Here is a 23,661-nt window from a genome sequence, read left to right as displayed (position 1 = left end):
GTATAAACCGGACTTTAGTGTTATAATTAGAGGTAGGGTTATAGGATTTTCTTATAACTGAAGCAAAAAGGAGGTATTATTTTGGATTTAACAAACCTAAAGAACTCAGATCCGGACATTTTCAATGTCGTCATGGAAGAAAAGGAACGTCAACAATCACATATCGAACTTATAGCAAGTGAAAACTTCGTTACAGAAGCTGTAATGGAAGCGATGGGCAGCTATCTAACAAATAAATACGCCGAAGGATATCCTGGAAAGAGATATTACGGCGGATGTTCAGTCGTAGACGTGGCTGAAAATATTGCAAGAGACAGACTCTGCAAATTGTTTGGAGCAGACCACGCAAATGTTCAACCTCACTCAGGTGCAAATGCAAATATTGGAGTATATTTTTCATTCTTAAAACCTGGAGACAAAGTTTTGGGTATGAATCTATCAGAAGGCGGACACTTGACACACGGTTCACCTGTTAACATTTCTGGAACATATTTCAATTTTGCAGCCTATGGAGTAAGCAAAGAAACTGAAACAATCGATTATGATGAAGTTATGGAAATTGCAAAGAAAGAACAACCGAAACTTATCGTTGCGGGTGCAAGTGCATATCCAAGAATTATAGACTTCAAGAAATTCAGAGAAATTGCTGACGCTTGTGGAGCAAGACTAATGGTAGACATGGCTCATATCGCAGGACTTGTTGCGACAGGTCTTCATCCGTCACCGGTTCCATATGCGGATTATGTAACAACGACAACACATAAGACACTTCGTGGACCAAGAGGCGGAGCAATTCTTACAAAAGAAGAATATGCAAAAGCAATCGACAAAGCAATCTTCCCGGGAACACAAGGTGGTCCTTTGATGCACGTTATCGCAGCTAAAGCTGTAGCATTCGGCGAAGCATTGAAACCTGAATTCAAGACATATCAAGAACAAGTCATAAAGAATGCACAAGTTCTCGCTGACACACTTCTTGAAAGAGGATTCCGTTTGGTTTCAGGTGGTACAGATAACCACTTGATCTTAGTAGATGTTAAATCAAAAGGATTCACAGGAAAAGAAGCTGAAAAGTTGCTTGATGAAGTTGGAATTACTGCAAACAAGAACACAATTCCAAACGAAACAGAATCTCCATTTGTTACAAGCGGCATTCGTCTAGGAACTCCTGCAATGACAACAAGAGGATTCAAAGAAGAAGATATGAAGGAAGTTGGAAACATTATTGCCGACACACTTGTTGAAGGTCACGATGTTGACAAGATGAAAGCAAGAGTAAAAGCTCTTTGCGACGCACACGTTTTATATAAATAATAAAAATTATGGGGAGTTCATCCCCATTTTTTTATTTGTACATAAAGTCTTAAAAACGTTTATATTTGAAACGTTTTATGATATAATAAAAGTGGAGGAGTTTATATGCGAGATAAAATAGTTACTTTAGTTGGACGACCGAATGTCGGCAAATCCACTTTATTTAATAGAATTACAAATAACAGATCTTCAATAACAGAAGACACTCCGGGAGTTACAAGGGACAGACTCTATGCAAGAGCCGAGTGGCTCGGAAAACCGTTTCTTCTCGTTGACACAGGCGGACTTGACCCGCAAAGCGACGACGATTTTATGCCGGAGATTATTGAGCAGGCGGAAGTGGCTATTGAATCTTCAGTAGCGGTTGTTTTTATAGTTGACGGAGTTTCAGGACTCACATCGACGGACAAAACTATACTTTCAATGCTTAGAAGAATGAACTCAAATATAGTTTTGGCGATAAATAAATTCGACAGCAAAGAATCAAAGGATAATTTCTATGATTTTTATGAACTTGGTATAGATAATATGGTTCAAATTTCTGCTGAACATGGAACGGGTGTCGGAGATTTACTTGAAGAGGTCTTTAAATTTTTCCCGAAGGATGAAGAAATCGAAGAAAATCCTGACGAAATAAAAGTTGCGCTCATTGGAAAACCGAATGTTGGAAAGAGTTCGCTTTTAAATAATATTTTGGGTGAAAAAAGAGCAATTGTTACAAATATTCCGGGAACAACAAGAGATTCCATAGACACATTTGTAGAAATCAAGGACAGAGATTTCAGAATAATTGATACGGCAGGTCTTCGTAAAAAATCAAAAGTCACGGAAAAAGTTGAAAGATTTTCTGCGATAAGAACGCTTTCCGCAATTGACGAAAGCGATATATGTGTTCTCGTAATCGATGCGGTCGAGGGACCTTCGGAACAGGATACGAAAGTTATGGGTTATGCTTTTGAAAACAGAAAAGGCGTCGTCATTGCGATAAACAAATGGGACCTGGTCGAAAAGGACAGTTTCACCCAAAGGGACTATGTAAAGGAAATCAGAAACAAGATTCAGTATGTGCCATATGCACCGATTGTATTTATTTCTGCAAAGACGGGGCAACGTGTAGACACACTTATAGACACGGTTATAAAGGTGTATGACAACTATAACAAGAGAATTCCGACCGGAGTTCTAAACAAGATTGTGTCGGATGCGATACTAATGAATGTCACTCCGCAGGACAAGGGTAGAAGACTTAAAATTTATTACGGTTCACAAGTAAGCGCTGCGCCGCCGGTTGTTATATTTTATGTAAATGATACGAAACTTACTCACTTTTCTTATACGAGATATTTGGAAAACTCTATAAGAAAGAATTATGATTTTGAGGGAGTTCCTATTTCGATAGTTTATAAAAACAGGGGAGAGTAATGGAATATCTTTATTATTTACTTGCATATATTATGGGAAGTGTCAGCTTTTCATATCTTTTAGTTAAAATATTTAAAAATGAAGATGTTAGGAATAAAGGAAGCAAAAATGCCGGAGGAACTAATGTCATCAGAGTTTATGGATGGAAACTCGGACTACCGGTTGCTATTTTGGATATTTTTAAAGGCGTATTTGTATCGTTCATTTTCAAGAAATACGATTTGGGATATCCGGTTGTAGCTCTATTTTTTGCAGTGCTTGGTCATTGCTATCCGATTTTTATGAAATTTAAAGGTGGCAAAGGTATTGCGACGACGGCGGGCGGTTTTACATTTTTGTTTTTAAACGCATTTCCGTTTGGCTTGGCAGTGTTTTCAGGTCTTGCAATTCTCACCGGATATGTTTCTGTTGCAAGTATATTTATGGTTTTTACAGCCGGGGTTTTTATAATTAACACATATGTTTTAGAGAAAATTGAAATTGTCGCGATTGTAGGAATTATATTTCTTGCAATAATCAGGCATAATTCAAATATAAAAAGATTAATCCGAAGAGAGGAAAACCAATTTCGTTTTGGAGGGAAATAATGAAGACGTGTATTGTTGGCGGAGGAAGCTGGGGCATTGCTCTTGCGAGTGTGCTTTCCGAAAATAACCGCGATGTCACTCTGTATATGAGAAGTTCAGAGCAAAAGGAATATATTTTAAAAAATAAAAGAAGTCCGAAATATTTGAAGGATTTTATTTTTCCGGACAATATAAAGCTTACAGATGATATAAAATCCGTGAGCGGTTGCGATGTTGTGGTTTTGGCAACTCCGTTCCAAAAAATGGAGGAGATTTTACTTGAAATAAAGCCTTATATTTCACAAGAAACTGTACTTTTGAATGTTTCCAAAGGGCTTAATATCGAAAATTGTGAAACGGGAGAATATTTTGCGAATAAAGTTTGTCCTCACAACAAATACGCCGTTTTGAGCGGTCCTTCGCACGCCGAAGAAGTGTCAAAGAAGATGATAACGACTGTTGTTATATGCTCTAATGATATTGAAATTGCAAAAGATTTGCAAGATTTATTTATGAATGAATATTTCAGAGTTTATATCCACACTGACGTTTCAGGAGTTGAAGTTGCGGGTGCATTAAAAAATGTAATTGCGATAGGTTCCGGTATATTAAAGGGTATAAATGAAGGAGACAACGCAAGAGCGGCTCTTATAACAAGAGGACTTGTTGAAATTTCAAGACTTGGAAAAAAGATGGGATGTAATATGCTCACATTTATGGGGCTTGCAGGGATGGGAGACCTTATAGTTACTGCAACTTCGGTGCATTCTAGAAATTTCAGGGCGGGCGTTCTTATTGGAGACGGGGTTCCTGTTGAGAGACTCGAAGAAGAGGTCGGAGAAACTGTCGAGGGCCTCAAAACTGTAAAGGCGGCACACATTCTTGCAAAAAAATATGATGTGGAAATGCCGATAACTGAAGCGATTTATGAAGGTATTTATGAAAACAAAGACCCGCACAAAGCAATACTCGAACTTATGACGAGAAGCAAGAAGCATGAATTTTTAGAGGAGATGGTTTTATAGTGGCTGAAAAATCGGTAAATAAAAGAGGGCACTATATCAGCTGGATTGTAATCATCTCACTTATTTATATTATTTTTCTTGAGATTGTTGTAAAGCCGAAAATTATGGCGGTTGGCGGAAGGTTTGTCACGCCTGTTGAAACCACATATTATGACGGAATTGAAACGGATTTTGTACTTTTAAAAGATGAAACACCGTTCAATGCGTCAAGTGTGAATGGAGCAATTAGATATGACGAGGGTACGCGTCTTGGGTTCGGTGAAATCAAAGCCGGAAAGACAACTTCAAACGAATACGCACTTCTTTCGAAAAAACTTCAGGATATAAATGACAGAATTTCGATTTATAAAAATCAAATAAACGATATAGACAAAGAGCTTAGACGCTCAATAATAAACGAAAATTACAGTCTTGCGGTCGATCTTGTAGGTAGTTTTTCTTATCAAAATAACGAGAGTGTCGGCCAAATAAATGTTGAGGACCTCGAAAAGGAAAAGGCGAATATAACAAATCAAATAAATCATATGGCGGGAGAAATTATTTGGAATCCGCCCGGAATTATAAGTTATACGCTCGACGGTTTTGAAGATTTAAAGAATGAGAGTTTATATTTGACGTCGAGGGAAGAGTTCAAGTCGATTTTAAACAGACCGATTGTAAAAAGTTATTCTAGAGATTTTAAAATAATCGACAATTTTAAAGCGACGGCAATGTTTTATGCACCTAATAACGGTAGACTTAAAGAACTAGACGGAAAATACGTGACGTACAGTATCGACGACTTGAATACTTTCGGAAAAGGAATCGCAATTGTGCCTGCGGACTATGATAAAGAAGGCGTTGCCGGTATTTTTATTAACAGTCACATCGAAGATATATATCAAATTAGAAAAGGAAAAATCAATGTCATTTTCGACTCGTTGAAGGCTCTTATTGTTCCGACTGGCAGTCTTATAAAAAAAGACGGAGTTGTCGGAGTATTGGCAAGAGATGTAAACGGCGTAATTCAATTTAGACCGGTCAATCTTTTAAAAAGAGAAGCGGAAAAGAGTTATGTCTCTCAGGGCAATAAAAAGGGAATGATAAAGGTGAAAGGCGAAGATGTAATGACTCTTCAATATTATGAGGATGTTGTAGTAAGGCCGGATCCGGATTTGATCGGCGAAATTTTTATAAGAAATGAATTTAGATAATGCTTTGGAGGTGGTTATTTGACAATAAAGGACAATGTAAATGAAGTTAGAGAAAATATGGCAAAAGCCGCTTTAAGAGCCGGAAGAAATCCTGAAGATATAACACTTTGTGCCGTCAGTAAATATATTGAAGTGCCGAAGATTAAAGAAGCACTTGAAGCAGGCGTAACTGTTCTTGGAGAAAACAAGGTACAGGAGCTTGTTGATAAGCTTCCGCAATTTTCCGAAGATGTAAATTTTCATATGATTGGACAATTGCAAACAAATAAAGTAAAATATATAATAGATAAGGTGAAACTTATTCATTCGCTCGACAGAAAGAGTTTACTCAAAACTTTGGACAAAGAGGCGAAAAAGAAGAATATTATTTCAGACACATTGATTCAAGTGAATTTGACTTCGGACCCGAACCGCGGCGGAGTATCCATCGAGGAATTGCCGGAGTTTGTTGAAGAAGTCGGGAAATATTCCTCGGTAAGAGTTAGAGGTTTAATGTGCGTTGCACAGAATGTGGATGATGAAAATATAATTCGTGAAGATTTTAGACGCATGAGACTGGAATTTGAGCGTTTAAAGTTGTATAATATAAGTAATGTTTCCGGCGAGATTCTTTCTATGGGTATGAGTCACGACTATGAAATAGCTATAGAAGAAGGTGCTACTCTTGTAAGAGTGGGAACCAGAATTTTTGGAAAGAGATAAGGAGGAACTATGAGCTTTTTAGATAAGATGAAAAATTTAATCGTCGCTCCGGATACGGATGAAGAATATGAAGAAGATTTTGTAGAGGATGAAAAACCTGTTGCTGAAAAAAAGGTTTTCACTACAACTCAATCACCTGCGACAAGACCAAGCGTAGCAACGCAAAGATCAGTTGTTGCAACTAGAACAGGTGCAACCCCGTTTAAAATTCAAATTCAAGATCCGCTTAAGTATGACGATGCACCTAAGATTATCGACAAATTGATTTTAAATGATGCAGTTGTCGTTAACTTTGAACATTTGGAACCGGAACTCAAAAGACAAGTTTTTGATTTCATTAACGGAGGAATTTATGCCATCGAAGGCAGAATTCAAAAGGTCACACAAGATATTTTCATTCTTGCACCGAAGGATGTAGCGATTGAAGGAATAAAAGAAGAAATTCTTGAAAGCGGCTTGTATTCTTGGTAGAAGAATTATCCTTTCTGAATAAGGAAGAGGTGTCTTATTATAAGATACTTGAGGAAAAGGTTCTCATTTCAAATCGAAGAAATTCATACGAAGAGACAGATTTTTTAGATCCATTTTGGCAAAAGATGTTGGTGTCGATTGTCAACAAATACGATGGAGTGTCTGTTTCTTTTTTCGGTGCTTTCAATAATGCGGAAAGATGTATCGGTGTAATTTATAACGACTATTTGCCGGAGCCTATGGAAAGCGATTATATGAGCGTGCTTGCGTTTGATTCGAAGTTTGACGATGTAAAACACAAGGATGTTTTGGGCAAACTTATGAGCATGGGCATTGAGAGAGAAACGATAGGCGATATTATATTTTATAAAGACGCGTGCTATTTCAGTGTCAGAAAATCCGTTGAATCATTTTTATTGTCGCAGTTTCAAGACATACGAAGACATAGCGTGACATTATACAGTGTCGATGGCGAAGGACTTCAGGTTGTAGAATCGGAGAAGACAACGGAAGTTATTGTTGCGGCATCTCTTCGTGCGGATTTACTTGTTGCGAAAATTTATAATATCAAAAGAAATATTGCGACGTCAATGATATCTAAGGGCATGATGAAACTCGACTATAGAGTCTTTACGAGAGGCGACAAACAAATCGAACTCCCGGCTCTTATTTCTCTTCGTGGATACGGCAGAGTTTATGTTGACGAAGTGTTGGGGCGAACGGGAAGTGACAACTTAAAAGTGAAATTACGTCGGGAGGTTTACAGTTGATTTATTTATTTGTAATTTTATTTGTTGTATTGGACCAGGTTACTAAATGCGCGGCATCCAAATATTTAATTCACAATTCAATAAAAATTTTTGATTGGTTTAAACTCGACTATGTTGAAAATAGAGGTGCAGCATTTGGATTTCTCGACGGAAAGCAAACATTTTTTATAGTTGTAACAGTTTTTGTTTTAGTATTTTTAGCATTTTTCATTTATAAATATTATTCATCACTTTCCACGCTTGAAGTTTGGGCGTCGATTCTTTTATTTTCGGGAGCAATCGGAAACCTTATAGACAGAGTTGTTCAAGGATATGTTGTAGATTTTATTTCAGTTAGAATTTTTAATGTTTATGATTTTCCAGTTTTTAACTTTGCAGATATTTATGTAACATTTGCAGTTATCGTTTATTTAATAAGTGTTTTAAAATATGAGAGAAGTTAATATAACATATTTGGAAAATGATGAGAACAGAGTTGATAAGTACTTTGATTTATTCGGATTTGATTCGCGTTCGGAATTTCAGTCGCTTATAAAAGACGGAAATTTTTTTGTTAATGGGAAAAAAGAAAAACAAAATTATAAATTGCGAGAAAATGATATTGTAAAAATCGTATTTCCCGAAGTGCAAAAACCTAGCACAGAAGGAATCGAGATTCCGATTCTTTTTGAAAATGAAAATATTATTGTTTTAAATAAACCGCCTTTTATTGCCGTTCACGGTGCGAAAAGTTACAACGGACCGACTCTTGTGGATTGGCTTTTGGGTCGCGGTTATAAACTTAGCGACGGGGAAGATGAAACAAGACCGGGTGTTGTGCACAGACTTGATGCCGACACGAGCGGCGTTATAATTTTTGCAAAAAACAATGAAGTGCATGCGATCTTAAAAAGAGATTTTCAAGAAAAGAATCTCGAGAAGCACTATTTCGCGATTTCAAACGGAGTTTCAAAGAGCGACGAGTTTACAATAGATAAACCGATTGCAAGAAGCAAAAATCCCGTCAAGATGGGAATTGTTGAAGGCGGAAGAAGAGCAGTTTCAATAGTTAAGAAACTGGACGGAAATGATTTTTTCACACTCTTTGACGTGAAAATAATTACCGGAAGGACACATCAAATTCGCGTTCATCTCGCTTCGGAGAATCTTCCCGTTTTAGGTGACAAAGTTTATGGAATGAAGCGCGAAAGAATAAATGTTTCAAGACAGATGCTTCACGCGCATTCGATTGAATTTTTAGAGCCGCTCACTCGAGAAAAAATAAAAATTGAAGCGCCGATTTTCGATGATATGAAAGAAGCACTAAAAAAAGCCGATTTATCTCTCGATAAAACGACTGATTTATAGTTATAATTCAATTGGCTCGACAGTAATTGTTTTGAAGTCCCTGTATGTTACAAGCCCCGGTTTTGCACCGGGTATTTTTTTTACATTTTTTACTTCGGTGTAGTCGATGTCGGATTTTATTGTTTTTCCGGAAAGAGCTGCGGCTAGGGAAGCGCAATAAACAATGTCCTCTTCAGTAACAGTTTCATTTGCCGAAGATAAAATCACATGCGTGCCTGGTTCGTTTCGAAGGTGGAACCAAAGGTCGCCTTTGTGCGCGAGTTTGTTTGTGAGTTCGTCGTTTTGAACATTGTTTCGTCCGGCGCGCACAAGAAGTCCGCTCGGCGATTTAAATTCTCTCATTTTAAGTTTCGGCTCGCGGATTTTATTTTTGCTTTTCACTTTAATATATCCTCCGTCGATGAGCTCTTTTCTTATCGCATTTATCTCGTCGATGGTTTCGGTTTGTCTTAAATTTAAAAGCACACTGTTTAAATAATAAATCTCATTTTTTATGTGCGGAATACGCCTCTTTAAAACTTCTTCCGTGTGTTTAAGCTTAGTGTATTTGTTGTACATTTTGTCCACGTTTTGCTTCGGAGAAAGCGTTTCATCGATATTTAAATTAATCTCGGCATTGTCTTCGCTATAAAAATTGTTCACGGTGATTTTTTTATCGCCTTTATTAATTTTATAAATGTTTGCTGCAAGCAGGTCCGCTTTGAGTTTTATGGATTCGCGGTCGCTTGCTTTTAACATATCTTTTTGGTTGTTTGCAAGCGCTCTTTCAAGACTTTCAATTTTATTTGTAATTTTCTTTTCGAGTTCGTGTATTCTTGAAGTTTGCAGTTTTAAAAAAGCACGATTTTCGTAGAAGAATTTTACAGCTTCATTCATCGAGTCGAAAATCTTTTTATCGTGTGGACGCGGAGAGTCAAACGGCAAAATCCTAAACGGTTTGTCGTCTTTTAAAAGAACGGTCGGTGTAAAATCATTATTTAAAATCTTTTCTTTAATCAAAATGATTTCATCTATGACTCTATCTTTATCCTCGTCGTTTAAACTTGAAAAGTTAATATTTTCATCTAAATTTAAATTGAATAAAATATCGAGCGCAATGTCGGGATTAAATCCTTCGAAATATCTGTAGAGCGATTTTGAAAGTGGTTGGAGAGAATTTTCTTCAAGCACTTTTTTTATTTCCTCAAAATCCATTTTTAAAATATTTTTCTTGTCGCTCACCGGAAGAGTATATTCCTCTTTTGGAAGGACAAGACGAACGCTACTCATATCAGGATAAACTCTTATGAGGGCATCCAAAATATTTCCACTTTCCGTTTCATATAAAATCAAATTCGAATATTTTCCCATAATTTCAAAATTGAGAGAAACCTTATCTAAATCAAAAACATCACCGGCGGTATCAAAATCAATTGAGATGACTCTGTCGAGACCGATTTGCCTTATGCCCGAAATTTTTCCGTTGGTAAGATATTTTCTAAGAAGCATCGTAAACATCGGTGGTTCTTTCGGATTGTCAAATTTATTTTTTGTAAGATAAAAAGCAGGATTGTCTGCGGAGAAACAAAAATACAAGGACATATTTTCGCCTTTATTGCGAAGATATATAATGATATCTCTGTTTTCCTGATAAATTTTATCTACGCGTGCATTCAAAAGTTTTTCATGCATTTCATTTTTCAAAGCATATAGTGATACGCCGTTCATGCTCATAAAATCACCTCAATTTTATATTATATAAGATTTTGAATTTTACAGCAAATATTAAGGAAATTTAATATTTTGTTGATTATGTAACTGCTATCCTATATAATATAAGTAGAATAAAAATAGACAAAGGAGTTAGTATGAAAAGGTGGTGGAATGTGATGTCAAAAGGTTTTTTATTGGTTATTTCGGGGCCATCGGGAGTCGGTAAGGGAACCGTTTGTGATGAGCTCTTAAAAGAAGTTAACGATGTCGTTATGTCTGTTTCTGCAACTACTCGAGAAATGCGTCCGGGCGAAGTTGACGGTGAATCTTACTTCTTTGTTGACGACGAAAAATTTGAAGAAATGGTAAAAAATGAAGAATTTTTGGAACATGCGAATGTTCATGCACACAAATACGGAACTCCGAAAAAATTTGTGTTTGATAAGATTAAAGACGGCGAAGTTGTAATACTTGAGATAGATGTTCAAGGGGCACTTCAAGTTAAGAAAGTTTATGATGAGGCGGTATTTATAATGCTTCTTCCGCCAAGCATGGTCGAACTTAAAAATAGAATTGTCGGTAGAAATACTGAAACAGAAGAAGCAATCAATCTTAGAATGAGCAATGCTTTTAAAGAACTGGATTTTGTTACGGACTATGATTATTTCGTTGTGAACGACACGGTTCATGAAGCGGTGCAAAATATAAAGGCAATTATTGATGCAGAAAAACATAGAGTAAAGAGATTTAAATATATTAAAGAGAAAGTGTTAGGTGAAAAAGATGTATAATCCATCGACAAAAGTTATAGGTGAAAATGAGAGTCGCTATACACTTGTTATGGTGGTAGCAAAGAGAGCGCGCCAATTGGTTGCAGGTTCTCCAAAGAAAGTGGAAACGGATTTAACAAATCCTATTTCAATTGCGCTTGAAGAGATGAAGGAAGGCAAGATAGATTTCGAGGAGAGTAAATAATGTTTGAGGGCAAGAGAGTAGTCCTTGCTGTCACAGGCGGCATTGCGGCATACAAATCCATATATCTTGCAAGTTTACTAAGAAAAAAAGGTGCGATTGTAGAAACGATATTAACTGAAGCTGCACAAAAGTTTGTAACACCCGTTTCTTTTAACGGAGTTACAGGGCACGGCGTTTACTCGGACGGTTTTCAAAATATAAACGATGAAATTCCGCACATCTATCTTTCAAAAGCGGATATGATTATTGTTGCGCCGGCCTCCAAAAATGAAATTGCAAAGCTTGCATGCGGTATGGCGGACAATCTTTTGACGAGCACGATAAGTGCGACGAAAAGTCCGGTTTTTATTGTGCCTGCAATGAATACAAATATGTATTTGAATCCGATAAATCAGGAGAACCTAAGAAGACTCAAAGAAATCGGATATATTATAATCGAGCCGGTAAGCGGAAATCTTGCTTGCGGTGACGTCGGAATCGGAAAGATGAGAGAGCCGGACGAGATTTATAATTTTATTTATGATTATTTTAAAAATGCGGAAGACGATTTTTATAGCGGAATGAATGTAATTGTGACCGGGGGACCTACGATTTCTAAACTCGACCCGGTAAGAATTTTTACAAATCAATCAAGCGGAAAGATGGGCGAAAGAATATGTGAAAGTCTCATAAAAAGAGGCGCAAATGTCACATATATAAGCTATAAAAAGCCGGCGAATGAAAAGATAAATCATATAAAAATCGAAACGACAGAGGATATGCTCGAGGAAATAAAAAAGAGAATGGGCGACAATGAACTTCTTATAATGAGTGCGGCGCCGCTTGATTACGAATTCGAATCATATCACGATGAAAAGATTAAAAAAGGCGAGGCTCTGACTTTTAAGATGAAGAGAACGCCGGACATTTTAAAGACGATAAAGCCGGACAAGGGCGATTTAAAGGTAATCGGTTTTGCGGCGGAGAGCGAAAATGCGTATGAATACGGATTGGAAAAGCTCAAAAACAAGGGAATGGATATGATTTTTATAAATAATATTTTGAAGGACAATGTTTTCGGCTCTGAAGAAAATAACGGAATTATGATTTCAAAAAACGGGGAAGAAAAAAAAGTCCCTCGAATGGATAAAAGTCTTATCGCAGATGCGATTCTCGATTTTTTTAAGGAGCAAAATTAATGTATATCAGTGTTGTTGTTAATAAAAGCAACGATGCACTTGACAAATCTTTCAGTTACACAGTTCCTGAAAATCTTGAAGGTGAGATAAAAAAATACAAGCGAGTCATTGTTCCGTTCGGCAGGGGCAACAAACCGCTGACGGCAATAATAACCGAAATTTTCGACAAAGAGCCGGAATTTGATTTCAAATTGAAGGACATCATCTCGGTTGTCGATGACAAGCCGTTTATCAATGATGAGGACGCCGATGTTGCCGGTTATATTTCGAAAATTACCGGAGCGAATTTTGTGGATTCTCTGAAACTGTTTTTTCCGCCGGTGAGTTTTGACTCGATTTTGTCGGGATATAAAAAGAACACTGAGTTCGATGATTCGGGTATTTTCTCAAATGATATTCTAATTGACGAGAAGAAAATCCGAGAAAACAGAGAAAAGCTTTTGAAGTGGGAAGACGAGGGGCTTATAAGACAGTTTTTTAAACTGAAAAATGAGCCGAAGATTAAAACGGAGAAAGTTTTGATTCCAACCGGAAAAGATTCGGAAGATTTGACTGAAAGACAGGAAGAAATTTTTAAAGAAATACAAAAAAAGAAATACACGAAAGCTCAATTGAAATCGACTTTCGGCGTGAGCGACAGCGTCATAAATCAGCTTATAAAAAAGAATTTGGTAAAAGTAGTGGAAGTTGAAGTCGCGGAGCTCGAAGATGAGAGCGAATCTTATCTTAAAATTTCTTTAAACGCCGACCAACAAAGAGTTTATGACGGCATATTAAATGAATATAGAAATAAAAAGCAAAACAATTTTTTACTTCGCGGAATTACGGGCTCTGGTAAAACAGAAGTCTATCTCCAATTGGTTGAAGAGGTTTTAAAAGAAGGGAAGAATGCGATTATTCTCGTTCCTGAAATCGGCCTTACTCCGCAAACGGTGAGGAGATTTAAAGGGCGTTTCAAGGAAGATATCGCAATCATCCACTCGAGACTAAATAAAACTGAAAGATTCAGAGAATGGATGAAAATAAAGAACCAGGAAGTTCGAATAGTCGTAGGAGCTAGAAGTGCGGTATTTAGTCCGCTAAAAAATATCGGCATTATAATAATCGACGAAGAGCACGACAGCTCTTATGTTTCGGGGAAAACTCCGAGATATAAAACGGTTGATGTCGCGAGATATAGAGTAAAAAAAGACGACGGTATACTTCTTCTTGGAAGTGCAACTCCGTCAATCACGACCTATTTCGAGTCGAGCAAAGGACTTTTCAGTCTTTATGAACTTGACAAGAGGGCGAACGGCAGACCGATTCCTGAGATTGAAGTTGCGGATATGCGTGAAGAGCTGAACGAAGGAAACACTTCGATTTTCAGTTTGAAACTTTATGAAGCGATACTGGACAACCTCGAAAAAAAGGAACAGGTTATACTTTTCTTAAACAGGCGCGGATTTTTCGGCTCGGTTTCATGTAGAAGCTGCGGTGAAAGCATTAAATGTGAGCATTGCGACGTTTCTATGACATATCACAAGCGAGAAAATCTTTTGATTTGTCACTACTGCGGTCGCACGAAAAGATATCCGGAAAGCTGTCCGGTTTGCGGTTCGAAGAAAATCAAAGAGTTCGGAATCGGCACCGAGCAAGTCGAGGATATTACGAGAAAGACTTTCCCGAATGCGAGAGTGCAAAGGATGGACAGAGACACGACTGCAAGAAAAAATGCGCACTCGAACATTTACAACGAAATGAACGAGGGAAAGATTGACATATTGATCGGCACGCAGATGATTGCAAAGGGGCTCGACTTTAAAAATGTTACACTTGTCGGCATTTTGGCGGCGGATATGGCTCTTAGAATTCAAGACTACAGAGCGCCCGAATGGACCTACAGTCTCATTAGACAGGTTGCAGGAAGATCCGGAAGAGGCGACAAAGACGGCAGAGTGATTCTTCAAACTTATCAACCGAATCACTATGCAATTGATTACAGCGTGAAATCGTCGTACACCGATTTCTATAGAAAAGAAATACTGATACGAGATGAGTTTAAGTATCCGCCATTTTATAATATAATCGTTTTAAAAAATGAAGGGGCGGACAATAATAAAACATATAATGATTTAAAGGATATTTATGATAAGGTTTATCTGGAGCTCCAAAGAGTGAGGATTGATGCGGTTGTGCTGCATCCAAATCCTTGTCCGATTTCAAAAATTAACGGAGTTTACAGATGGCAGTTTATGGTGAAGGTGAGACCGGAGCTATTAAACGAAATGTTAGATTATATAAACAGTTTGGAATTAGGGGATATAACAGTAAATGTGGACCCTATAAATATGATGTAAGGAGATTTTATGGCAATAAGAAAAATAAGAATTGACGGTGACCCGATTCTTCGAAAGATTTCAAAGCCGGTAAAGGAAATAAACGATAAGATTTATGAACTCATCGACGACATGGTGGAGACTATGTTTCACGAACAAGGCGTTGGAATTGCTGCAGTTCAAGTCGGAGTTTTAAGACGAATAATCGTTATCGACCCGGAACCGGAGAACGAAGACGGCGATATTATGGTTTTGATAAACCCTGAAATTGTCGAGTCGAGCGGTGAAGAAGAAGGCCTTGAGGGCTGTCTTTCAATTCCGGGCAGACGTGGAATTGTGCCGAGACCGACTTATGTAAAAGTAAAATATGTAAATGAAGATGGCGAAGATGTGGAGTTTGAAGCACACGATTTTGTTGCGAGAGAACTTTGTCACGAAATTGATCACATGGACGGCATTTTATACAAGGATAAGATGATTGGAGATTATGAACAGTAGTATTGTATTTTTCAGTTCAACTGAATTTGGAGCTTCGGTTTTAGAAAAGCTAATCGACACGAATGAAAATGTCGTTGCGGTTGTCACTAGAACCGATAAGGTGAGAAAACGTGGAAACAAGGTTGACATGACACCTGTAAAAAAAGTTGCGCTTGAACATAATATAGAAGTTTTGGAATATGACAGAATCGACGATGAGGGAAAGGCGAAACTTAGAGAAATTTCACCGGACTTTTTTATTGTTGTCGCGTACGGAGCGCTTTTAAGTGAGGAAGTTTTAAATATTCCGAAAATTTCTCCGATAAATATTCACGCATCGCTTCTTCCGAATTTAAGGGGGGCAAGTCCGATTGAATCTGCAATTTTACTCGGGGAAAAGAAGACCGGAATCAGCTATATGAGGATGAATAAAGGACTTGACACAGGAGACGTCTATAGAAAAATTGAAGTTGAAATTTCCGAGAGCGAGACTTTTGATACACTGAATGAAAAGCTTTTAAATGTGACGAATGAGTCGATAAATGCGATTTTACAAGATGTTTCGGAAGGACTTGAACCGATTCCTCAAGAAGGCGAGAGTTCTTATGCGAAAAAGATTTTAAAAGACGACACAATTATTGATTTTAAGAAAAATGCGGTCGATGTGAAGAATATGATAAATAGTCTTTCAACGCATATCGGCGCGGTTGCTTTTATCGAGTCAAATCGATATAAGTTTTTTAACGCAAGGACTTCTGATTTAAATCTTACGCCGGGTGAAATCAAATGCGACAAAGGCAGGATTTTTATCGGAGCGGGGGGCGCTTCGATTGAGATTTTAAATATTCAAGCGCCGGGCAAGAAGAGAATGGATGCGAAGTCATTTTTACTCGGAAATAGTTTAGAGGGATTTGTGGATGGCAAAGAGAGTTAAAAAAGAAACGCCGACAAACGACAGAGAAATAATCTATAATGTTTTGTATGACTCGATTATAAACGGCAGATTTTCAAACGATGCACTTAGACGCGTGAAAAGCGAACACATGCCTTTTATTACGGACACGGTTTACGGAGTTATCGAAAGAAAAATCACTCTTCAATATATTTTGGACAGTTTTTCAAAGATGAAGAAAAACAAGATTCAAGACGTAGTCAGGATTTTGATTTATATCGGCATCTATCATCTTCTTTACACAAATATAAAACCGTATGCCGCAATCTATGAGGTTGTGGAGATGGTAAAAAAGAAGACTAACAAAGGTGCGGCGAGTTTTGCAAATGGGATTTTGAGAAGTGTGCAAAGAGAGAAGGATAAAGTTTTAAAAGATATAGAAAACTCGGACTTTTCAATAAAATATTCCGTGAGCGAAGATTTTTTAAAACTTCTAAGAGTGAATTTGAGTGATAAAGAAATTGAAAGCTTTTTAAAACACAGCTTTGAAAGTCCGCTTGTTCACGTGTATGTGAGAAGAAACGAAAAGGAACTTCTAAAGCTTCTCGACGAAAATTCGATGGAATATACAAAAAAAGAGGATTTTATATTTATTAAAAATTTCAATCACGCAGCATTGAAACCGTTTTTTGAAAAAGGCGACGTTGCGATTTTGGACTACTCGACCTCATTTATAAGAAAAGCGTTTTTAAATATCGAAAAAGAAAATATAAAAACTGCGATAGACCTTTGTGCAGCACCGGGAGGGAAGACACTTCTCATTTCAGATGCGCTCGGCTCTCCGAAAATTGTTTCCGGGGATATAAACGACACACGCGTGAACCTTCTTTTGAAAAATATAAACACTTGGGGTTTAAGCAATGTCATAGCAAAACTTTCGGATGCGACGGAATATGAGGGCGGAAATTATGATTTGGTTGTCGCCGACGTTCCGTGCAGCGGAAGCGGCGTTATAAGAAGGAGACCGGAGCTTAAATACAAGATTCATCAAAATTCAATCGATGAGTTAAACGTTACGCAAAAAAAGATTCTTTCGAATGCAAAAAACTATGTGAAAGATGACGGATATATAATTTATTCGACTTGCTCAATTTTAAAACAGGAAAACGAGGATGTGCTCGAATATGCGAAGCGCGAACTTGGAATGGAAGTTTTGTGGAACGAGACATTTATGTTAAATGATGAACACGAAGGTTTCTTTGCAAGTTTATTAAAAGTGAGATAATATGATTTATTTAGATGATTTGGATTTTTCAGAAATGGAAGAATTTGTCGAAAAACATGGACTACAAAAATATAGAGCCGGACAGATTTTTTCATTTCTCCATAAAAACAAAGCTGAATCGCTCGATGAGATTACAGTTTTAAAAAAGGATTTGCGCGAAAAGTTGAAAAACGAATGCGCACTTACGGAAGTAAAAATAATTCATAGAGCGATATCGAAACTTGACGACACAATAAAATATTTGCTCGAACTTCCGGACGGAGAGATTGTCGAAGCGGTTTATATGGCTTATGAGGACAGAAAATCCATCTGCATATCATCGCAAGTCGGTTGCAATATGGGGTGCGTTTTCTGTGCATCGACAAAAGGCGGTAAGGCAAGAGACCTTACTGCAGCCGAAATGCTTAGACAAATTTATGAAATTGAAAAGGAAAACGGGCGCATTGAAAATATTGTCATTATGGGCCAGGGGGAACCGCTCGACAATTTTGAAAACTTGGTTAAGTTTTTAAAAATTATCAGCGATGAACGTGGCGCCGACAAGTCGCTTCGGAAAATTACGGTGTCAACTTGCGGAATACCTGAAAAAATTAGAGAGTTGGCGGACAATGATTTTCCAATAACTCTTGCACTTTCGCTCCACAGGACGACCGATGAGGAAAGAAGTAAACTTATGCCGATAAACAGGGCATATAATATAGAAAGTGTGATGAATGCTCTTTTATACTATTATGAAAAGACGAACAGAAGGATTTCGTTTGAATATATGGTAATAGGCGGGGAGAATGATTCGCCGGGCGATGCGAAGAGGATTCGGGAATTTGCAGGACGTATTCACGCGCACGTGAACATTTTGGAATTAAACCCGATTAAGGAATACAGTGACGGCGGCAAGAAAAACGCCGCGAGGGAGTTTTGCGATTTACTCACATCAAACGGAGTGAACGCAACATTTAGAAACAGTAGGGGTAAGGATATTGACGGAGCTTGCGGTCAATTGAGACGCAAGTACAAGGAAAGGAATTATTAAATGATATATAGTGCTAAAAGCGATGTCGGAAAAATTCGGCCGAACAACGAAGACGCTTATTTAATCAAAAATGAAAACGGACTATATGTTTTTCTTGTTTGTGACGGTATGGGAGGTCACAAAAAGGGCGAGGTTGCAAGCCAGATGGCGAGAGACTTTGTGGAGGAATTTGACTTTTCGTTTGAAGGAAAGACGGATGATGAGATTCTTCAAATTTTAAGGGATCTTGTGAACAAAGCCAACATAAAAATTTATTTAAAAGGCAAGAATGACGACGAAATGCGCGGCATGGGAACGACTTTCAGCCTTGCGATTTTGTACAATAAAAAGATTTATTATGCACATATAGGCGACAGCAGAATTTATGTTTTAAAGGACAAACTTTTGATGATTTCCAAAGACCACACTTTGATTGGAGAACTTATCGAAAAGGGCGTAATTTTAAACAGCAAGGACAGAGCGGATTTGAAAAATTATATCACACAAGCGCTTGGCTCCTCGTCGATTGTTGAACCGGCAATCGGTTCAATTGATGCGACGGATGTTAAAAAGATTTTTATTTGCTCGGACGGAGTTACGACTTATCTTGACGACGAGACTATCGAAAAATTTGTTCAAAGAGATGAATGTCCGCAGAAAATTGTCGATGCGATTGTCGACGAAGCGTTAAAACTTGGCGGAAGAGATAATATTACCTGCTTGATTGCAGAGATCGGAGATTAATATGGAAATTGGTACTATTTTACTTAATAGATATGAAATTTTGGAGCAAATCGGCGAAGGCGGTATGGCAACTGTTTATAAGGCAAAATGCCACACGCTGGACAGATTGGTTGCAATAAAAGTTCTTAAAAGCGAATATGCTGAGGATGAAGAATTTGTAAAGAAGTTCATGATGGAATGTCAGTCTGCGGCAAAGTTAAATCATCCAAATATTGTAGGTATTTATGATTTTCACGAGATTGAGCTTGACGGAAAGCCGGTATATTTCATTGTTATGGAATATATCGACGGAATCACGCTCAAGGAACTCATCGAGAAAAAGGGATTTATACCTGAAGAAGAGGCTGTGGACATTGCACTTCAAATCTTGGAAGCGCTTAAAGAAGCTCACAGCCACGGAGTTATTCACAGAGATATAAAGCCGCACAATATTATGATTTCAAAAAGCGGCATCGTCAAGGTGACGGACTTCGGAATTGCAAGGGCAACTTCTAACCATACGATGACAACTACGATGGATGCGATCGGCTCGGTTCACTATTTCAGCCCTGAACAAGCACGTGGCGCATTTACAGACCAAAGGACGGACATATATTCATTCGGCATTGTGTTTTATGAAATGTTAACCGGTAAACGTCCGTTTGTCGGCGAGAATCCGGTCACGATTGCGATGAAGCATATTCAAGAAGATATAACACCACCGGGAGAATTGAACGAAGATATTTCAGAAGGCGTGGAAAGAGTTGTCTTGAAGTGCACTATGAAAAAACAAGCGGAAAGATATCAAAACGTCGAAGAAATAATCACGGATTTAAAAAGCACTGCCGGTTCAAAGAGAACTTTTGTGCCGAGCGATGTGATTGACGATTCGCTCGACCAAACGAGAGTTATTCCGACTGCGGAGATTGACAAGATGGTTCAAAAGAATAAAAAAGTGAAAATAAATAAAAACGACGACTACTACGACGATGACGATTATGATGACGATGATTTCGACGATGATGATTACTATGATGACGATGACGACGATTATTACGACGACTATGACGATTACGGCAAGAAAAAGAAACTGGGCATAATTCCAATAGTCTTGGGTGTTTTAGCGGCATTCGTTTTGACGACGGGACTTTATCTCGGATTTACTAAACTAAAACAAATTCAAAAAGATTCAATCGTTCAAGAAATCGCACTTCCGAATTTAATCGGAAAGACCGAAGCGGAAGCAAGAAAAGCTGTTCAAGATATGGGACTTAAATTCGAAGTAAAGAGCGAAACGACAGATTCCTCAAAGCCATACGGAGTTTTAAGTCAAGATCCGCAATCAGGAATGAGTGTAAAACAAAACAGCACTGTTTATGTAGTTTTAAATGTGGATTCAAAGGCGACGAAGCTCGATTCGTACGTCGGAATGAAACTCGAAGAAATCGAATCCAAGGTAAAAGAACTCGGCTTAAAAATCGAAGTTGATTATGTCGACGATGATTCGGAAGAAAACACAATATTGGCACAAAACCCGATTGCGGGTTCGTCGATTACGGAAGGGGATACACTCTATCTTTCAATTTCAAACGGAAAGGGTGCAGAAGAAAATCTTGTGCCGAATGTTTTGGGGATGAATTTCGACGATGCCAAGAAGATGCTTGAAGAAAAGGGACTTATTGTTAAAGATGCCGTTTATGTAGCTTCCGAAGAGACGGAAAAGGACAGAGTTTTGTCTCAATCGATTGAATCAAATCAAACTTTTGAAAATGGAGACACTATTGAACTTAACGTTTCAAAGGGACCGGAAGAAAAGCCGGAAGAGAATGAAGAAAATCCGGAAGAAAAACCGAACGAGGCGCAACTCGAGGAAAACAAACCTGAGGACAAGCCGGCGGAACCGGAAAAACCTCAAGTAAGCACAACCAAGTTCAGCGTTGCTGTTCCACTTCCGTCAGATGTAGCTGAAAGCGTTGTAAAACTTGTAAAGGTTGTCGACGGCAATCGTGAAACGGTTTATGAAAACACTTTCTCAAAAGACGAAGAGGTCGCATATATAAATCTTAAGGATCAACCGGTCGGTGAAATTTTGGAACTTTATATAAATGACGAATTTGCGGAAACATTTACGGTTCAACAAAGATAATGAAAAAAGCTATTATTAAAAGTGTTTCAGGTGGAATTTTTACAGGGATTGACGAAGAGCGCGAAGAAGTTGTTCTTCACAGTCCCGGGAAAATAAAAAAAGTCGGAAAGCTTTTGGTGGGCGACGTTGTTTATTATAACGAGTCCACCGAAAACAACACGATTATAAAAGTTGCGGATAGAAGAAACGAATTCATAAGACCGAAAGCGGCGAATATCGACATATTTCTCATAGTTCAATCGATTGATGAACCGCGATTTGACAGGTATCTGATTGACAAGTTGACTGTTTATGCTTTTAAACAAAATGCGCACCCGATACTTCTCGTCACAAAGGCGGATTTGAACGAAGAGCTTGCGAGCGAGTTGTACGATGAATATAATTCTATAGGCATAAAAACTTTTTTGGGGCGAATTGAAAATAACAGCTACGATGAGATTTTCGAATATTTGAGCGAAAAGACGGTTCTTCTTGTTGGAAACAGCGGCGTCGGCAAGAGCACTTTCTTAAACAATTTGCACGGATATGATGTGCAGGAAACAAATATTATAAGTAAAAAATTGGGACGCGGAAAACACACCACAAGACAGGTTGAGATTTTCCCGATTGAAGATTTTTATTTGATTGACACGCCGGGTTTTTCAACGCTCGAACTTGAAACTTTGGACGACGGTGAAATGCTTTCGGATTTTTTTCCGGAGTTTCAAAAATATAAAAACGAATGCAGATTTAACACCTGCACCCATATAAACGAACCGGGATGTAGAGTAAAACAAGCGTTGGAAGATGGAGAGATCAGCAAAATGAGATATGAAAGTTACTTGAGATTATTTAAAGAATTGAAGGAGAGGAAAGAAAAATGGTAAGAATTGCACCAAGTATATTGAGCGCAGATTTTCTCAATCTGGAAAATGATATTAAGATGATGGAAAGTGCCGGAATTGATTTGTTTCATATGGACGTTATGGATGGAATGTTTGTTCCGAACATCAGCTACGGCCCGATGATTTTGGAGCATATTAAAAAGATTTCAAATGTGGGTATGGATGCGCATTTGATGATTATGGAACCGAACAGATATTTTGAGGTTTATCAAAAAATCGGAGTCGAATATCTCACAATTCATTCGGAAGCGTCAACTCATCTTGAACGCGATTTGTCGCAAATTCGAAAACTCGGGATGAAGTCGGGCGTTGCATTAAATCCGGCAACATACGAAGAAGCGATTAAATATGTGCTTGAAGTCGCGGACATGGTTCTTGTTATGAGTGTGAATCCGGGATTTGGCGGACAAAAATTTATCGCGTCGCAATTAAAGAAAATAGAAAAGATTAAAAGCATGATTGTTAATGCCGGACTTGAAACAAAAATCGAAGTTGACGGCGGTATCGGCGTGAATAATCTAAAAGATGTTGTTGATGCAGGCGCGGACATTGTGGTCAGCGGTTCATCTCTTTTAAAGGGCGACTTCAACAAAAACTATCAAGACTTCAAGGACATTTTAAATGGCAAATAAAGCACTTGTTGTCGGAGCATCAGGTTTTTCAAAAAAATATATCAAAAAAATCATCGCCGACTATGACTTTGTGATTGCGTGCGACAAGGGCGCCGAAGCTTTTTACGGCACGGATATGGAGTTTGATTTATGTATCGGCGACTTCGATTCTTTAGACAAAGATGTGAGGGAGCATTTCAAGTCGAAGGAATCTATAGAGTATCCGGTTGAAAAAGATTTTTCGGATCTTGAGCTTGCAATAGACTATTTGCTCAAAAAAGATTTCGACAGAATCGATTTCACTGGTGTTTTGGGCGGCAGACTTTCGCACGAGCTTTTTAATTTGGGACTCTTTCTTAAACTCAAGCAAAGCGGCAAAAGAGTTTCCATAAGAGAGGCTTCAACGCGATGTGACTTTCTTTCAAACAATGAAGTTATAAATATTCCGAAAGGGCTCGAAGTTTCTGTCGTTCCTTTTTATGACGACGACACGACGATTAGCATGAAGGGCTTTAGGTGGAATTTAAAGGACAAAAAAATAAACCGTGGCAGTACGCTTACACTTAGCAACTACACGGTTGATGAGGGCTATATCATGGTCAAGGGAAATCCCGTTTTGGTTGTGATAGAACCGATTGAAGAGAAAATTCAATAATATATA

General features: G+C 38.0%; 24 protein-coding genes. 23 read left to right on the top strand and 1 reads right to left on the bottom strand.

Annotated features, from left to right (window positions below; all coding sequences use genetic code 11):
- Nucleotides 1-132 precede the first annotated feature (132 nt).
- The 10 genes from glyA to SPI61_RS02180 all read left to right on the top strand — a co-directional run bounded on the left by glyA (nt 133) and on the right by SPI61_RS02180 (nt 8,810).
- Nucleotides 133-1,314, top strand: coding sequence for a serine hydroxymethyltransferase (glyA, locus tag SPI61_RS02225; protein ID WP_414601515.1), 1,182 nt, complete (start codon nt 133-135; stop codon nt 1,312-1,314).
- Nucleotides 1,315-1,419: 105 nt separating this feature from the next.
- Nucleotides 1,420-2,736: a ribosome biogenesis GTPase Der gene (gene der, locus SPI61_RS02220; RefSeq protein WP_321136510.1), complete on the top strand. Its 1,317-nt coding sequence runs from the start codon at nt 1,420-1,422 to the stop codon at nt 2,734-2,736.
- Nucleotides 2,736-3,323, top strand: coding sequence for a glycerol-3-phosphate 1-O-acyltransferase PlsY (gene plsY, locus SPI61_RS02215; RefSeq protein WP_321136509.1), 588 nt, complete (start codon nt 2,736-2,738; stop codon nt 3,321-3,323). Before der ends, plsY begins: the two co-directional genes overlap by 1 nt.
- On the top strand, nt 3,323-4,327 hold the full coding sequence (locus tag SPI61_RS02210) for an NAD(P)H-dependent glycerol-3-phosphate dehydrogenase (RefSeq protein WP_321136508.1): 1,005 nt from the start codon (nt 3,323-3,325) through the stop codon (nt 4,325-4,327). The genes plsY and SPI61_RS02210 overlap by 1 nt, the downstream gene beginning before the upstream one ends.
- Nucleotides 4,327-5,520, top strand: coding sequence for an HlyD family efflux transporter periplasmic adaptor subunit (locus SPI61_RS02205; RefSeq protein WP_321136507.1), 1,194 nt, complete (start codon nt 4,327-4,329; stop codon nt 5,518-5,520). The genes SPI61_RS02210 and SPI61_RS02205 overlap by 1 nt, the downstream gene beginning before the upstream one ends.
- Before the next feature lie 18 nt (nt 5,521-5,538).
- Nucleotides 5,539-6,222, top strand: a complete 684-nt coding sequence (locus tag SPI61_RS02200; protein ID WP_321136506.1) for a YggS family pyridoxal phosphate-dependent enzyme — start codon at nt 5,539-5,541, stop codon at nt 6,220-6,222.
- Between the two features lie 9 nt (nt 6,223-6,231).
- Entirely contained in the window at nt 6,232-6,693 is a 462-nt protein-coding gene (locus SPI61_RS02195) for a cell division protein SepF (protein WP_321136505.1), read from the top strand.
- Nucleotides 6,687-7,463 (top strand): YlmH/Sll1252 family protein, encoded by a 777-nt coding sequence (locus tag SPI61_RS02190; RefSeq protein ID WP_321136504.1) that lies wholly within the window; start codon nt 6,687-6,689, stop codon nt 7,461-7,463. The genes SPI61_RS02195 and SPI61_RS02190 overlap by 7 nt, the downstream gene beginning before the upstream one ends.
- Nucleotides 7,460-7,906 (top strand): signal peptidase II, encoded by a 447-nt coding sequence (lspA, locus tag SPI61_RS02185; protein ID WP_321136503.1) that lies wholly within the window; start codon nt 7,460-7,462, stop codon nt 7,904-7,906. The genes SPI61_RS02190 and lspA overlap by 4 nt, the downstream gene beginning before the upstream one ends.
- On the top strand, nt 7,893-8,810 hold the full coding sequence (locus SPI61_RS02180) for an RluA family pseudouridine synthase (RefSeq protein WP_321136502.1): 918 nt from the start codon (nt 7,893-7,895) through the stop codon (nt 8,808-8,810). Before lspA ends, SPI61_RS02180 begins: the two co-directional genes overlap by 14 nt.
- Here the strand turns inward: SPI61_RS02180 and SPI61_RS02175 are convergent, their stop codons facing one another.
- Entirely contained in the window at nt 8,811-10,517 is a 1,707-nt protein-coding gene (locus SPI61_RS02175) for an NFACT family protein (RefSeq protein WP_321136501.1), read from the bottom strand.
- A 161-nt stretch (nt 10,518-10,678) separates the two neighbouring features.
- Between SPI61_RS02175 and gmk the strand changes: the two genes are divergently transcribed.
- Genes gmk through SPI61_RS02110 form a run of 13 tightly spaced genes read left to right on the top strand, consistent with a single transcriptional unit; the run spans nt 10,679 to nt 23,655 of the window.
- Entirely contained in the window at nt 10,679-11,293 is a 615-nt protein-coding gene (gene gmk / locus SPI61_RS02170; RefSeq protein WP_321136641.1) for a guanylate kinase, read from the top strand.
- A complete protein-coding gene (gene rpoZ, locus SPI61_RS02165) occupies nt 11,286-11,477 on the top strand; it encodes a DNA-directed RNA polymerase subunit omega (protein ID WP_321136500.1) in 192 nt (63 codons plus the stop codon). Before gmk ends, rpoZ begins: the two co-directional genes overlap by 8 nt.
- Nucleotides 11,477-12,655 carry a bifunctional phosphopantothenoylcysteine decarboxylase/phosphopantothenate--cysteine ligase CoaBC gene (coaBC, locus tag SPI61_RS02160; protein ID WP_321136499.1) on the top strand — a complete coding sequence of 393 codons (1,179 nt, stop codon included), beginning with the start codon at nt 11,477-11,479 and terminating at the stop codon, nt 12,653-12,655. The genes rpoZ and coaBC overlap by 1 nt, the downstream gene beginning before the upstream one ends.
- Nucleotides 12,655-14,994: a primosomal protein N' gene (priA, locus tag SPI61_RS02155; RefSeq protein ID WP_321136498.1), complete on the top strand. Its 2,340-nt coding sequence runs from the start codon at nt 12,655-12,657 to the stop codon at nt 14,992-14,994. Before coaBC ends, priA begins: the two co-directional genes overlap by 1 nt.
- Nucleotides 14,995-15,003: 9 nt before the next feature.
- Nucleotides 15,004-15,471 carry a peptide deformylase gene (def, locus tag SPI61_RS02150; RefSeq protein ID WP_321136497.1) on the top strand — a complete coding sequence of 156 codons (468 nt, stop codon included), beginning with the start codon at nt 15,004-15,006 and terminating at the stop codon, nt 15,469-15,471.
- Nucleotides 15,461-16,384 carry a methionyl-tRNA formyltransferase gene (gene fmt, locus SPI61_RS02145; protein ID WP_321136496.1) on the top strand — a complete coding sequence of 308 codons (924 nt, stop codon included), beginning with the start codon at nt 15,461-15,463 and terminating at the stop codon, nt 16,382-16,384. The genes def and fmt overlap by 11 nt, the downstream gene beginning before the upstream one ends.
- Entirely contained in the window at nt 16,368-17,627 is a 1,260-nt protein-coding gene (locus SPI61_RS02140) for a transcription antitermination factor NusB (RefSeq protein WP_321136495.1), read from the top strand. Before fmt ends, SPI61_RS02140 begins: the two co-directional genes overlap by 17 nt.
- A gap of 1 nt (nt 17,628) precedes the next feature.
- On the top strand, nt 17,629-18,657 hold the full coding sequence (gene rlmN / locus SPI61_RS02135) for a 23S rRNA (adenine(2503)-C(2))-methyltransferase RlmN (protein ID WP_321136494.1): 1,029 nt from the start codon (nt 17,629-17,631) through the stop codon (nt 18,655-18,657).
- The gene (locus SPI61_RS02130) at nt 18,658-19,380 is read left to right on the top strand and encodes a protein phosphatase 2C domain-containing protein (RefSeq protein WP_321136493.1); all 723 of its coding nucleotides are present in this window, start codon (nt 18,658-18,660) and stop codon (nt 19,378-19,380) included.
- Between the two features lies 1 nt (nt 19,381).
- On the top strand, nt 19,382-21,505 hold the full coding sequence (pknB, locus tag SPI61_RS02125) for a Stk1 family PASTA domain-containing Ser/Thr kinase (protein WP_321136492.1): 2,124 nt from the start codon (nt 19,382-19,384) through the stop codon (nt 21,503-21,505).
- Nucleotides 21,505-22,371 (top strand): ribosome small subunit-dependent GTPase A, encoded by an 867-nt coding sequence (gene rsgA, locus SPI61_RS02120; protein WP_321136491.1) that lies wholly within the window; start codon nt 21,505-21,507, stop codon nt 22,369-22,371. Before pknB ends, rsgA begins: the two co-directional genes overlap by 1 nt.
- Nucleotides 22,365-23,021 (top strand): ribulose-phosphate 3-epimerase, encoded by a 657-nt coding sequence (gene rpe, locus SPI61_RS02115; protein ID WP_321136490.1) that lies wholly within the window; start codon nt 22,365-22,367, stop codon nt 23,019-23,021. Before rsgA ends, rpe begins: the two co-directional genes overlap by 7 nt.
- The gene (locus SPI61_RS02110; RefSeq protein ID WP_321136489.1) at nt 23,011-23,655 is read left to right on the top strand and encodes a thiamine diphosphokinase; all 645 of its coding nucleotides are present in this window, start codon (nt 23,011-23,013) and stop codon (nt 23,653-23,655) included. The genes rpe and SPI61_RS02110 overlap by 11 nt, the downstream gene beginning before the upstream one ends.
- The last annotated feature ends 6 nt before the right edge of the window (nt 23,656-23,661 follow it).

The organism is Ezakiella sp., assembly GCF_034180565.1.
Classification (GTDB): domain Bacteria; phylum Bacillota; class Clostridia; order Tissierellales; family Peptoniphilaceae; genus Ezakiella.
This window is presented reverse-complemented; position numbering and strand designations above follow the sequence as displayed.